We start from the raw sequence: 13,730 nt of genomic DNA, 5'->3' as shown, positions 1-13,730 counted from the left end.
GTTGACTACGCTTTACATATTTTATTTGATCTTCCATAACGATGCTTTTTGTGTATCGCTATTTCAGGACTAGACATGTAAAAGAAATAAAAACAGGTATTTATACGGTACCCTTTTTATACTTAAAAGGATTATTTTACAAATTATTTATTAGCTCAGATTATGGAAAACCGTAAAGTAAAAATTAGACGGTTTTGTAAGTTTGATAAACAAAGGCCAAGGGTACAAAGGGAGACGAAATTAGATTTATTTATTCCATTATATGATAGATATAGATAAGCTATTCCTAATGCTAAAAAAATCGGAGAATTAAATAACCTATTATAACAAATGAAAAATATTATATTCATAGGAGGAATTCACGGAAGTGGAAAAGGAACAATCTGCGAAACTCTTAAAAACAAAATTGATCTAATACATTTAACCGCTAGCGAAGTTTTAAAGTGGGATGAATTAAGTACCCAAGAAGAAAAATTAGTAACAAATATTGACGAAACTCAAAATCGACTTGTAATCAATCTAAACAAAATAGTTGAAGAAAATAAAACATATTTATTAGACGGTCATTATTGTTTGTTAAACAAAGATGGAAAACCTGAAAAAATTCCTATCCAAACTTTTAAAGATATTAATCCAAAAAAAATAATTCTTGTTATTGCTAATCCAGAAACAATTAAAAAACGTCTTGCTAAAAGGGATGCAAAGACATATGATATTAATATAATTGAGGAGTTTCAAAATCTAGAAATAAACTTTGCAACAGAAATAAGCGAGATATTAGAAATCTCACTTCATATAATAAATAGTGAACAATTTGAAATAGAAACCCTTTTATATTTTTTGAAATGAGAATACTTTTAGATACAAATATTATTGTACATAGAGAAGCAAGTAAAATATATAACCAAGATATTGGATTATTATTTAACTGGCTTGACAAAATGCATTTTGAAAAATGCGTTCATCCAGTATCGATTGATGAAATTTCAACTTATAAAGATGAGGATGTAGTCAATACTATGAAAGTTAAAATTGAAAACTATAATGTCTTAAAAACTATTTCTCCAGATTCGGAATTAATTAGACAATTAAGGTTAGGTGACAAATCAGTTAATGACACGAACGATACCTCAATTTTAAATGAATTAGTAAACAATCGGGTAAATTACCTAATAACGGAAGATAAAGGCCTTCATAGAAAAGCAAAAGAACTAGGGATTTCTGACAAAGTTTATAAAATAGACTCTTTTATTGAGAAATTAGTTTTTGAAAATCCAGGTCTTTCTGATTACAAAGTACTTTCAGTTAAGAAAGAATACTTTGGAAATATAAACCTTAAAGATGATTTTTTCAATTCTTTTAAAGAAGATTATGCTGAATTTGAGAAGTGGTTCAATTCAAAAGCGGATAAGGAATCCTATATTTGTTTAGTAGAAAACGAAGTAAAAGCATTTTTATTTTTAAAGATAGAAAACTCAGATGAAAACTACAGAGATATTATTCCTGCTTTCTCATCAAAGAAAAGATTAAAAATTGGAACATTCAAAGTAACATCTACGGGTTATAAGTTAGGCGAAAGATTCTTAAAGGTAATTTTTGATAATGCGTTAGTAAATAAAGTTGATGAGATATATGTTACAATTTTTGACAAAAGAGAAGAACAACAAAGATTGGTTAGTCTATTAGAGGAATGGGGCTTCAAATATTGGGGAACAAAAGATACAACAAATGGAATTGAAAATGTTTATGTGAGGGATTTTTCAAAAACAATATTAGAAAACCCAAGAGAATGTTTTCCTTTCATTGACCGAAAATCACGAGTATTTATAAATCCTATATGGCCTGATTATCATACAGAATTATTTCCCGATTCAATACTTAATAATGAATCCCCACAGGATTACATAGAAAATGAACCACATAGAAATGCTTTAAAGAAAGTTTATATCTCTCGATCTTACACTAGAGATTTGAAACCCGGAGATATAATTTTATTTTATAGAACTGGTGGTAGATATGCAGGAGTTTTATCTACAATTGGTGTTGTTGAAAATGTGATATTAAACATAGCAAATGAAGAAGATTTCATCAGATTATGTAGAAAAAGAAGCGTATTTGATGATAACGAATTGAAAAAATGGTGGAATTATAATAAATATAACAGGCCATTTATTGTAAATTTTCTCTACGTTGATTCATTTCCAAAACCAAAAATTAATTTAGATAAATTAATTGAATTAGGAATTATAAAATCAATTAATGATGTACCAAGAGGTTTCGTTCAAATTGAAAAGACTAAATTTGAGGAATTTTTAAAAGAAGCAAAAGCAAATGAAAGTTATATTGTCGATTAAACCTTATTATGCAGAAAAAATCCTAAATGGAGAAAAGACATATGAACTTAGAAAATCAATATTCAAAGTTCCCAATATAAAGACTGTGATTATATATGCGTCTTCTCCAATTAGTAGAATAATTGGAGAATTTGAAATTGATGGAATAATTCACGAAGAAATTACAACACTTTGGAAAAAAACTAAAGAATTTAATGCTGTTGATAAAAGTTTTTTTGATGAATATTTTGCAAATAAAGAAAAAGGGTATGCTATAAAGATTAAGAACTTTAAACGATATAATAAAACCTATAATATTATGGAAAAATATGGATTAACAGCTCCACAATCATTTTCATATACTGATAAATAAAAAAGCACTAGGCATAAGAGCGATTACAAGAGATTTGGGCATTTGGTCTAATTTGAAAATGTTTTGTATTTAGGATGATTTGGCAAATCCGAAAATAAGACTTCATTTAACTCCAAACCTCTTATAACAAGGGAACGTTAGCTGTAATTTTTAACCTTTTCAATATGACAACCTTAGATCCAAATGTATGGGGAACAATAGCCGACTGGTTTATGGTCGGGGTAACAACAATTACTGCTTATTATTTATACCAAACACTTAATTCTCAAAAAGAGGTTCAAGAAACACAAAACAAGATGTTTCAAATCGAAAGCTTAAAATTTAAAGAAAGTGTGAAACCTTTATTTAGTTATAAAATTTCGACAGAGAATTTTTTAACGGATCCTAAATATCATAAAATCATAACTATTGAAATCAGTAATGAATCAAATAGTATGGCGAAAGAAATTAAAATAAATTTTGAAGAACGTCAAAATATTAAGAAGATAATGGTGCCCCAAAACTATCTCCCATCTCCTTTAAAAACTTTGAATAAAAATGACAAACCATATCTTTTACATTTTTTAATTGTTGAAGCCCCAATTAGTGTTGAATTTATAAAATTTGAAGTAACATATCAAGATATATCAACAAACAAATATTGTCAAAACGTTGTTTGCATCTATGAAGAAGAAATATCAATAATTAAAAACCCGCCACAAATAATTGAATCATAACTACTGCTGACAGGTGTATGACGAGGTTGCGAATTTTGTGCTAAATTCACGTTTTCATTTCGCAAGAAATTTTATCTCTAATTACTCTCTATACATCCTTTCTAATCCTTTTAATCTGTGGCTAAAAAATATTATTTAGTCAAGCTTGGAGCGTAACTGTACACTGTGTAAGGATAAATTGCTTTTGCGGTATATTTTGAAATTAAGCAGACTGCCAGAATTGGGAAAAATAAAGTATAGTCGTTTGTTAATCCGCATACCAAAAAGATTGCTGTAAGGTGCGTGAATACTGGCACTCAAAACTGACGAATGTCAAATTGCATCAACTAAAGACAGAAGATGCCTTTTTAATTCTTTTAGATTTACCTTTTGAAATTTTTACAGTTGAAAATTGTCTGTCTATTAACTCCCTATATAAATATATTATAACTCATTATGATTTGATTTTGTAAATACTTTAGTTTTTGGTAAGTAAAATATTTAATTTAGCAATAAAATATAAAATAAAGATTTTAATAAGTTCTTAAAATTATTTTGACATCAGCTATAAGAACATCTAGCTTCAATTTTGCAATTTGAAGTAAAAAAAGAATTAAAAAAGAATGAACAAATTAATTATCCTCCATTTGACTGATTTTCACTTTGGAGACAACACTAAAATTGGCAGCAAAGAAACCGCAGAATTAATTTCCCGCGAAATTAAGAATCATTATTCTCACAATGAATATGATATAATTATTGCTTTAGGAGGTGATATCGCAAATAAGGCAAATGGATTAAAATATCAATATGCACATGAGTTTTTAAATTCTATTATAAATCAATTTGTAAATTATACTTTACACTTTCTTCTATGCCCTGGGAATCATGATATTGAAAATAATAGTTCCTCGGTTTTTTCTAATTTCAATACTTTCTCGCGTGAATTGAGAAAAAATTCTAATATAATTTATAATAGTGATAAAACTTGTGTTCTCGAAGAAATCAATGAATTTTCATTTATATGCGTTAACTCCTCTTATGAAGAGGATCAAAAATATGGTTCTATTGAGATTGCCCAGCTTGATAAATGTTTAAAAAATGCTAAATATCCCATAATAATTCTTACTCACCACCACTTGATTCCTATATATTCTAATGATTGTTCAACTACAAGAAACTCCTATGATTTCTTTAAATCATTAAATAAATACAATGTGAAATACATACTGCATGGTCACATTCACAAAAACTCACGTATCGAAATATGTAATATAGATGTTGTTGGCACTAGTGCATTATTTCCATGTTTAGATACGGGTCATAATAATTCATTCAGTATAATTGAGCTTAAGAAAGTTATTAATCAAGACGATGTAAAACAATTTAGAATAATACTAGATGGAACTGGTGGAAAAAAATTAACTACAATAAAATAATTTATGATAACATATTTACAAACTAAAGCTAACGACCCTATAGATCAATTGTGGTTTATGGCTCTTGAAGAATGCAATACAAAAGGTAAAATTAAAAATTTAATTATTTCTGGAACGTTTCCTATAACTGAATTAGATAATACTTTTATTTTAGACAATAAGGAATTAGCTGAATTATGGCAACAGCCATCTAGGCCTACCCAGTTAAAATTTAACCACGGTGAATATTTAAACAAAAAAAATAAATCCGCAGTAAATTATTTAATTGAAGAATTAAAAATAAAAAGTGATAGTAATAGAGCGTGCTGGTCTCTTATTGATATGGAAAGTTTGATTGATAGTGGAGATACTCCAATTCCCTCTTTTTTAGTTCTCCAAGCAGGCATTTCAGATGATTATAGCACCTTGAGTATAACATGTTATTATAGAGCATTAGAAATCAAGAAATTTTTGCCAATTAATTTGGCGGAAATTTGTCTTATTGCATCGCAAATAAATAATTCTTTTGGCTATAAATTTAGGAATATTGAAATAACTATTCATGCGTTTAATGCATATATTAAGGATAATTTCACTTGTCTAAATAGAGCTAGATTAGATACATTTAGCGAAGCTGAAATTGCAACTAAAATTGCCGTTGTTGGAGATGGAACTAAATGGTTAAGGGGAATGTTAGATGAAAAAATGGATCACTTAGAGTCTAATATTGAAATTACGGGAATAAATAACTTGATCAGTAGCATTAAACTTTATATACAAGAAAATAATACAACGGTTTATTCAAAAGATTTTTTAAATCATTTAGAAATAGTGGCTTCTTCGATCGAAAAGTTCAACAATATAGTTAAGAATTCATCTTACGCTGCAAATAGTACAGAACAATATAAAATTGTAAAATCTAATATTGCTAAAGCAATTGCTAAAATTTAATAAATATGGATTTAAAAAAAATTATCGAATTGCAAGCTCTTTTTGACAGTGAACACAAAATCAAATTCAATTGGAATGAAAAGATAAACGAAGAAAATTTAAATATATTACAGTTTTTGACAATTGCTTTAGTAGGCGAAACAGGAGAATTTGCTAATATTGTTAAAAAAATTGTAAGAGGGGATAAGACCCTTAATGAATCGAAGAATACTCTTTCTTCTGAAATGGTAGATGTTTTTATATACATCATAAAATTGAGTTATCAATTGAACATCGATTTAGAAAAAGCATTTCTTGAAAAGCTAAAAGAAAACGAAATCCGATTTGCAAAATATAAAAACAACAAAGATGAAATCTAAGCTGTTTAAAACTGGAATCGACACAATGATTGCTTCTTCTTTTAGTGATTTTTATTTTGATATCAATGAATATATAAAACAAGAAGGCAATTCATTAAATAGTAGAATTGGAGAAACATATGAAATAAGTAATTTTAAAACAACACTTACTAATCCATTGAATAGATGTACAATATCACAAAATAGAAACGTCAATATTTTTTTTCACCTCGCAGAGTCATTGTGGGTTTTCACTGGAAGAAATGACTTAGAATTTATTAGTTTATTTAATAGTAAATTTCATCAGTATAGTGATGACGGACAAACATTACATGGTGCTTATGGAAATCGAATTAGAAATTGGAAATCAAATGGATTCAAAATAGATCAATTACTTAAGTTAACGCAATTATTAAAAGATTCACCCGAAAGTAGAAGAACTGTAATTAATATCTGGAATCCTGAACTTGATTTGCAATCTAAAAGCAAAGATATTCCCTGCAATACCCAACTTGTTTTTAAAATATATGAAGATAAATTAAATTTAACTATTTTTAACAGAAGTAATGACCTACATTTTGGTTATGTAGCGAATATATTTCAATTTAGCTTCATGGGTGAAATAATTGCCTTTATATTAAACAAGAAATATAATAGTCAAACACATATATCCAACTCTCTTCATGTTTACACAAATAATAATTTGTGCAATACTTTAATTAAAAACAATATAGCCAAGACATTTTATAAAAACTATCCACCATCTAACTTCTCATTTAATTTTGAATCAAAAAGTAAAAACGAACAAGACAAATTAAATGAATTAGATGCTTCATTTAATGATTCTATAGAATTATTAATAGAGTTCAGTAATTTAAAAGATATAGAATTAAATGTTATTAGAAGTAAAATCACAAAATTTAAAAAAACAAGCTCATCTTTATATGAAATAGTATATTTGCTTTCTATTTATATTTATTACAAAAATAAATCACAATTAGAAAATATTGATGAATTGAGAAATAAAATTATACACATTCTCTATGAAGATAATAAAACAATAAATTTCAAACATAAAGACTTTTATGGTTTGGCACTAAATTATTTTGTTACAAGAAGTAGCAAAAAATTTGATTTATTTGAAGAAGAAATGGGTAGTTATTAAAAAAAAAACAAAAATGAACAAAGGAATATTTATTGCATTTGAAGGGATTGATGGAAGTGGTAAAAGTACTCAGGTAAAATTACTAACAAATAAACTAAAAGAAAATGGATACAAAGTTTACAGTACATTTGAACCAACAGACAGTCCGATAGGATCAATAATAAGAAATGTTTTTAATCATAGAATTATAGCAGATAATAGAACTATTGCAGGGCTATTTGTAGCCGATAGATTAGATCATTTGTTAAATGAAACAAATGGAATTTTAAAAAAAATAGAAGAAGGCTATATAGTAATTACTGATCGATATTATTTTTCATCATATGCATATCACGGTGTGCACATGCCTATGGATTGGGTTATAAACTCAAATTCGATGAGTTCAGATCTTTTAAAGCCCACTTTAAATATATATGTAGATATTTGCCCAGATGAAAGCATGTCAAGAATAACCAAAGACAGAAGCCTAATTGAATTATATGAAAATAAAGAATATCTCAAAGATGTTAGAGAAAAATATTTTGAAGCTTTTGAAAAGTTAAAAGAGCAAGAAAACATCTCAATTATTGATGGTAACAGAAAAACTGAAATTATTTCAGATGAAATTTGGAGTCAGGTTAAATCTTTATTGAGCTAAAAAAAAGATGAAAATATTTTTAGACAACGAATTAATCGATCATTTCAAAAATGAAATCAGTACAAAAGGTGATACATGGCGTTTATTTAGAAGTAGCACTTTTTTAGATTTAATAAATGTAGATATCCAAATTTACCAATTTAGTTCAGAAAGTAGTCATTTAATTAATGCATTCAATAATTGCATTAAAGCGCAAATTCTTAATAAAATAAATATAAGCGGTGATTTAATCATTGATTCTAATAAATTTAATACAGATAACTTTCTTGTAATTAATGAATATCTTTACTTATTTGAGCAATTCAAGAATAGTGGATATCCAAAAAATGATAGATTTGGTAATTTAAATGATATCACAAACTATATAAAAGTTATTGCAGAATTAGACTTAAATAATTTCAAGGAAGACTTATTTAAAGACATATCTTGTTTTATATATAATAAGCTCTTAAATTCTAATTTTAAATAATAAATTAAAAATTGTCTAAAGTGTAGAGTCTAAATTTGGTGTTTAATTTTACCATTCCACTCTGAAAACTTACTACACTGTATTTTTTTACAAAATTTGAACTTTTATGAATTTTATGTATTTGCAGAGACTTAATTACTCGATCTGATTATAAAAAAAAGTTAATTATTAATCTTTGTATTTAATAAATTAATATTATAAGGAATAAATCCGGATATAAGGAGATATAAATATTTTAATCACCTTAAGATTGTATCACTTTCACACTACTGACTGAATTTTAATCGGGTGCATTTTTCAGATAAAAAAGAGAAATCATTTAACAAAAAAGAATTCGAAAAACTATGCGTCTGTAAGTACTTCGACAATGATTGCATTCTCTTTTAGAAAAAATTATAAAGAAGAATACTAAAAGACATGACATTTTTAATGTAGAGCATTCGGATGTATAATATTTAATTAAAAGCTGGCAGATCTTAAAATCAGTTGATTCTGAAAAACACAATATTTGCTTATCTTATTTATGATGGAAAAAATGCAGAGTAGCAGCTTATCGAAAATGCGAAACAGCTGAAACTGATAAAACCAATTAATTTCTTAGCTATTTTCGAGTCATTTTTTGATTTTTTTTCCTACATTTACAGAGGTTAAAAAACCCAAGAATTTTAAGAGTGCCCTATTAGTGCCCAGCTTTTTTGACATAACATAACACCCAGTGTTTACTGGTGCTTTCGATACAGGTGGCGGAGCCTCTTTCTCCGCTGAAAAAATCCTAAACGGTAGCAAAACCCTGTAAATCTTATGATTTACAGGGTTTTTTCTTTTGCAGACATACCAAATTATTCATTCAATCTTATTTAAATCGAGATAAAATCGAGACCCTAGAAAATTCAAAAATTAGGGTCTCGCTAAATTACCTCAACACTTGCAAACATTAGGTTCAACGACATGTTCAATAACTCGTTCAGTCAGTAAACATCTTGTTTCTCCGCTGAATTTTTAAAACCTTCAACTTTTGTTGAAGGTTTTTTATTTTTGGTGTATTTTGAAAAGTATAGATTCTTTAAAAGGAACTAATAATATGAAATGAAATTACAATGGTGAATCTATTCGCTTTATAAATGGCTTTCTTGGAATTATAGTAATACTGTAGTTTTTTCTTCTTTATAACCTCGAAGATTGATTAAATTGTATTTTAGACGTGAAACCTTCACATAAAAAAAGCGTCTCAAAATTGAAACGCTTTCTCAGTCATGTTTTTTTGTTTTTTCTTTGAAAAAGAGGCCGATTTAGTTATCGATTGAACCTAAAACACGTTTCATAAACGCATTTAAAGCTTCTTTTTTATCTCTACCCTGAACTACCATTTTGTGTACTTCAAGCGCACCATACATGTTTGAAATCAATTCGCCAATTACGTCTAATTCTTCGTCTTTAAGAGAAGGAATTTCGGTCATAGCTTCCAGGACTTCAATCGTTTCGATGATATAATCCTGATCGTTTTCTTCGATAAATTGGGTCAATTGTTTTATTACGGGTAATTTCATATTTAGATTTCTTAGATTTTAGATATTCTTAGACTTCTTAGATTTTTTTAAATTTAGCCAACATCTAAGAAGTCTAAAAAAATCTAAGCTGGTCTAACGAAACTCATTATGCAATTGCATTTACCAGATCAATTAAAACTTCTTGTTTGTTTGTTTGCGTTTCACCAACCAAGTGTCCGTTTACAAAAGTGGCGAAAGTAGGCAGGTTGCTTACATTGGCTAATTTTCTTGATTCAGGAGCATTTTCGGCATCAACCAAAACAAAAGTAATAGCTTCATTTTCTGTTGCTAATTTTTTAAATTTTGGTTTCATAATACGGCAATTTCCACACCATGATGCTGAATATTGCACTACTACTTTTTCGTTTTTAGCAACTAAATCTGCTAACGTATCTTCATTTAAGTCGATTAACATACCTTATAAATTTAAATTTCAAGTTTATAAATTCCAAATTCCAAATCTTGCGATTGAACTTAGAAATTTGTTATTTGAAATGTTATTGATTTTTGAATTGAATTTTCCAATTTAGAAATTCCAAATCCCAAAATTGGAATTTGGAATTTTCAAAAATTTGGACTTTATTTTTCTTAGTTTGCGCTCAAATACTCAGCAGTACTAACTCTGTCTGCAGACATAGCTTCTTTTCCAGCTTCCCAGTTTGCAGGACAAACTTCTCCTTTTTCCTGGATATGAGTGTAAGCATCAACCATACGTAAGTACTCGTTTACATTACGTCCTAATGGCATATCGTTTACACTTTCGTGGAAAATTTTTCCGGTTTCGTCAATTAAGTAAGTTGCTCTGTAAGTTACGTTTGAACCTTCGATGATAACTGAATCAGTTTCTTCGCTGTATTCTGTAGAATCAATATCTAAAATTCCTAAAATGTTAGATAAGTTACGGTTTGTATCTGCCAAAATTGGGTAAGTTACACCTTCGATTCCACCGTTGTTTTTTGGAGTGTTTAACCAGGCAAAGTGTACTTCGTTTGTGTCGCATGAAGCTCCGATCACGATAGTATTTCTTTTTTCAAATTCTGGTAATGCAGCTTGAAAGGCGTGTAATTCAGTTGGGCATACAAAAGTAAAATCTTTTGGGTACCAGAACAATAATACTTTTTTGTTGTTGTTTACTGCTTCTTCAAAAATGTTGATTTTTAAGTTATCACCCATTTCTGAGATAGCATCTACTGCAATACTTGGGAATTTTTTTCCTACTAAAGACATCTTATTCGTTTTAAAGTTAAAATTTATTTCTGATGCAAAAATAGGGTATAAGTTTACTTACTTGTAATAAGATGTAATTATAAATATTTATTAAGTAATAGTATTTAATTATAGATTAAAATGTTTGTTTTGTAAGTTATTGAAGATCAATATTTACAGGTAATATGCCATTACAAATTTGATTTTCAAGAAATTGAAATCCCGCATTTTTTTGAAATTCTTCAAAATCCTGATACACCTGAATTAGTCCATAAGCCTTAGAAAGATTCGGAATAATAGGTAAAACATAAGGATTTCCGAAAACGTAAACAATGGATTTTTTGGTTTGAAGCAATTTAGAGAGTAATGCGAAAACTTCATCATCAATTTCGAAATTGTTCATTGGTTTTGCTTTGGGAACAAATAGGGAAATGATTATCGTTTCGAAATCGTCTAACCTTTTTTCGATTGATTTTAAATCTGAAGTTTCTAAATTTTCAAAAGCAAATTCAGGTGATTCTAGTTTTGAATTTAAGGTTTGAAAGAAAGTGTTCTCAACACTTTTATACAAACTCAATTTGGCTAAATGATTGTTTTTTTGTGCTTCAAAAGCCAATTCGTTGTTTGAATTGTCAATGATTTTGGTCAGGCAGTTTTGTGCAATTTCGTTATTTAAAACCGAAGCTTTTTCGAAATCTAATTCACCTGATGTAAAAGAATTGCTCGATAGAATCCCGACTTTTTCTTTGGCTTTTATAATTCTGTTGAAGCTTTCCTCAATACGTTCCGGCGTAGCATTTTTAAGAATAGTTTCAATTCCTTCTGGAACATTTTCAGCAAAGCATAAAACATCGTTTCCGGCGTTGAAAGCTTCCCATTCGAGTTCGCCTTTTGTTTCGTATAGTTTAGAAACACTGTGCATGTTTAAGGCATCAGAAATAACCAAGCCATCATAGCCTAATTTTCTACGCAAAAGATCCTGAATAACAGCTTTTGATAAAGTTGCCGAAGTGTCTTTTCCGTCATTTAAATTCGGAACAGCCAAATGTCCAATCATAATCGAATCGACATTATTTTCAATTCCTTTGATGAATGGGTATAATTCATTTTCTAGTAATTCTTCTAAAGTTTCCTTTAAAACTGGCAATCCCAAATGCGAATCAACATTGGTGTTTCCGTGTCCGGGAAAGTGTTTAAGACAGCCAAGAACGCCAGCTTCCGACATTCCATTTAAATATTCAACCGCAAAATGGGCGATTTTTTCTTTGTTTTCACCAAAAGAACGATACCCGATAACCGGATTGTTCGGGTTGTTATTGATATCTGCCAACGGTGCTAAATTGTAATGAATTCCGGCCGATTTTAAATCTAAACCAATTTGTTTTCCAACTTTGTAAACCAACTTAGATTTGTTTTCAGGTAAAGCCCCAAGCGTAATCGCGTACGGATATTGCGGTGTTTTTTCGATGCGCATTGCTAAACCCCATTCGGCATCAATGCTTATTAATAGGGGAGTTGAAGCTGCTTTTTGGTAACGAACGATTAAGGCTCTGATTTTTTCGTAACTGTCGTCATTAAAAACAATTTTTTGCTTGCTTTCGTAGTTGGTTGCAGCGCTCGCGCGACTATGGAAAAAAGTCAGGCCACCAATATTATAGTCTCTGATAAGGCATTCTGTTTCCTGAATATTTTCTTCGGTATCGTTGATAAAAACGGCTGGGAAGAAAAATTGTCCTATTCTTTGTCGTAATGCTTCGGCTGTCATTTTCATTATTATAAAGTCTTTTTCATGCAGACACTATTATCCATTTGTTCGTAGGGAGGATAATTCGGAATTATGGTGTAATGTTTTTTTTGGTATAAATTAATCGCTTCCGGCTGATTTTTTCCGGTTTCGAGAATGGTGTACGTATAACCGACTTCTTTTGCCCAAATTTCCAGTGCTGCCAAAATAGCTGATGCAATGCCTTTTTTACGGTAATCCTGATGCACATACATTCGTTTGATTTCTGTTGTCAACGGTTCTTTTTCGCGGAAAGCCCCACAGCCAACCGGAACATCATTTTCGTAATAAACGATAGTGTGTTTTATTTTATCGGTTTTATTAAACTGATTGTAAAACGCATGATCTTCACCGTCTCTGATCGCTAAATCCTGGTCTAATAAAGCAACAAGATTTATAAAATCAATATCGTCTGAATTTGTTCGCTTTAAAGCAGCCATGATTAAGTATTTTTATTTCAGTTTTGCTTTTTTTTGTTTAGCTAATTGTTTCTTTGTTTCAATTGCTTTTTCCAATCGGTTTTTAAAACGAAATAGTTTTGGTAATCCTTCGATTCGATCTTCGAGTGTGATTTCTTCAAAAACAACAATTGCTTTTTCTAATATTCGAATCTCGTTGTCGATATCGTTTTGGTTTTTGTAGATTGTAGCCAGTCTATCATAAGGATGATTTCCTTTAAAGCTTTCCTCGACATTCTTTTCATATAATTCAATAGCTTTTTCAAGATTTCCGGATTTTTCGAACTCACTTCCTTTCAGATTGCGTTCGGCCTGCAAATTTTCGTTGATTTCCATAGGTAAGATGTTTGATTTGGG

General features: G+C 29.1%; 16 protein-coding genes. 10 read left to right on the top strand and 6 right to left on the bottom strand.

Annotated elements, in window-relative coordinates; translation table 11 throughout:
- Nucleotides 1-330: 330 nt before the first annotated feature.
- From ACEN2I_RS18275 to ACEN2I_RS18230, 10 genes are all read left to right on the top strand, one after another.
- A complete protein-coding gene (locus ACEN2I_RS18275) occupies nucleotides 331-849 on the top strand; it encodes an ATP-binding protein (RefSeq protein WP_441767539.1) in 519 nt (172 codons plus the stop codon).
- On the top strand, nucleotides 846-2,354 hold the full coding sequence (locus ACEN2I_RS18270) for a PIN domain-containing protein (protein ID WP_441767538.1): 1,509 nt from the start codon (nucleotides 846-848) through the stop codon (nucleotides 2,352-2,354). Before ACEN2I_RS18275 ends, ACEN2I_RS18270 begins: the two co-directional genes overlap by 4 nt.
- A complete protein-coding gene (locus ACEN2I_RS18265) occupies nucleotides 2,332-2,706 on the top strand; it encodes an ASCH domain-containing protein (RefSeq protein ID WP_100430327.1) in 375 nt (124 codons plus the stop codon). Before ACEN2I_RS18270 ends, ACEN2I_RS18265 begins: the two co-directional genes overlap by 23 nt.
- Before the next feature lie 164 nt (nucleotides 2,707-2,870).
- Nucleotides 2,871-3,422 (top strand): hypothetical protein, encoded by a 552-nt coding sequence (locus ACEN2I_RS18260; protein WP_441767537.1) that lies wholly within the window; start codon nucleotides 2,871-2,873, stop codon nucleotides 3,420-3,422.
- 602 nt (nucleotides 3,423-4,024) lie between these two features.
- Nucleotides 4,025-4,840 carry a metallophosphoesterase family protein gene (locus ACEN2I_RS18255; protein WP_441767536.1) on the top strand — a complete coding sequence of 272 codons (816 nt, stop codon included), beginning with the start codon at nucleotides 4,025-4,027 and terminating at the stop codon, nucleotides 4,838-4,840.
- A gap of 3 nt (nucleotides 4,841-4,843) precedes the next feature.
- Complete coding sequence (locus tag ACEN2I_RS18250) at nucleotides 4,844-5,770, top strand: hypothetical protein (protein WP_441767535.1); 927 nt, start codon at nucleotides 4,844-4,846, stop codon at nucleotides 5,768-5,770.
- A gap of 5 nt (nucleotides 5,771-5,775) precedes the next feature.
- A complete protein-coding gene (locus ACEN2I_RS18245; protein ID WP_441767534.1) occupies nucleotides 5,776-6,129 on the top strand; it encodes a MazG nucleotide pyrophosphohydrolase domain-containing protein in 354 nt (117 codons plus the stop codon).
- Nucleotides 6,119-7,273, top strand: a complete 1,155-nt coding sequence (locus ACEN2I_RS18240) for a thymidylate synthase (protein ID WP_441767533.1) — start codon at nucleotides 6,119-6,121, stop codon at nucleotides 7,271-7,273. The genes ACEN2I_RS18245 and ACEN2I_RS18240 overlap by 11 nt, the downstream gene beginning before the upstream one ends.
- Before the next feature lie 13 nt (nucleotides 7,274-7,286).
- Complete coding sequence (gene tmk, locus ACEN2I_RS18235) at nucleotides 7,287-7,910, top strand: dTMP kinase (RefSeq protein ID WP_441767532.1); 624 nt, start codon at nucleotides 7,287-7,289, stop codon at nucleotides 7,908-7,910.
- 7 nt (nucleotides 7,911-7,917) lie between these two features.
- Nucleotides 7,918-8,379 (top strand): hypothetical protein, encoded by a 462-nt coding sequence (locus ACEN2I_RS18230; RefSeq protein WP_441767531.1) that lies wholly within the window; start codon nucleotides 7,918-7,920, stop codon nucleotides 8,377-8,379.
- Between the two features lie 1,289 nt (nucleotides 8,380-9,668).
- Here ACEN2I_RS18230 and ACEN2I_RS18225 read toward each other — a convergent pair.
- From ACEN2I_RS18225 to ACEN2I_RS18200, 6 genes are all read right to left on the bottom strand, one after another.
- Nucleotides 9,669-9,926 carry a DUF6952 family protein gene (locus tag ACEN2I_RS18225; RefSeq protein ID WP_441767530.1) on the bottom strand — a complete coding sequence of 86 codons (258 nt, stop codon included), beginning with the start codon at nucleotides 9,924-9,926 and terminating at the stop codon, nucleotides 9,669-9,671.
- 106 nt (nucleotides 9,927-10,032) lie between these two features.
- Nucleotides 10,033-10,341: a thioredoxin family protein gene (locus tag ACEN2I_RS18220; protein ID WP_441767529.1), complete on the bottom strand. Its 309-nt coding sequence runs from the start codon at nucleotides 10,339-10,341 to the stop codon at nucleotides 10,033-10,035.
- 173 nt (nucleotides 10,342-10,514) lie between these two features.
- Nucleotides 10,515-11,153, bottom strand: coding sequence for a peroxiredoxin (locus ACEN2I_RS18215; protein WP_055098566.1), 639 nt, complete (start codon nucleotides 11,151-11,153; stop codon nucleotides 10,515-10,517).
- 136 nt (nucleotides 11,154-11,289) lie between these two features.
- On the bottom strand, nucleotides 11,290-12,903 hold the full coding sequence (locus ACEN2I_RS18210; RefSeq protein WP_441767528.1) for a glycoside hydrolase family 3 protein: 1,614 nt from the start codon (nucleotides 12,901-12,903) through the stop codon (nucleotides 11,290-11,292).
- Nucleotides 12,904-12,905: 2 nt separating this feature from the next.
- Nucleotides 12,906-13,355: a GNAT family N-acetyltransferase gene (locus ACEN2I_RS18205; protein WP_441767527.1), complete on the bottom strand. Its 450-nt coding sequence runs from the start codon at nucleotides 13,353-13,355 to the stop codon at nucleotides 12,906-12,908.
- 12 nt (nucleotides 13,356-13,367) lie between these two features.
- A complete protein-coding gene (locus tag ACEN2I_RS18200; protein WP_441767526.1) occupies nucleotides 13,368-13,709 on the bottom strand; it encodes a hypothetical protein in 342 nt (113 codons plus the stop codon).
- Nucleotides 13,710-13,730 lie beyond the last annotated feature (21 nt).

This window comes from Flavobacterium sp. W22_SRS_FK3 (assembly GCF_052113665.1).
In the GTDB taxonomy this organism is placed as follows: Bacteria; Bacteroidota; Bacteroidia; order Flavobacteriales; family Flavobacteriaceae; genus Flavobacterium.
The sequence above is the reverse complement of the archived record's forward strand: the minus strand, read 5'-3'. Positions and strand labels throughout refer to the sequence as shown.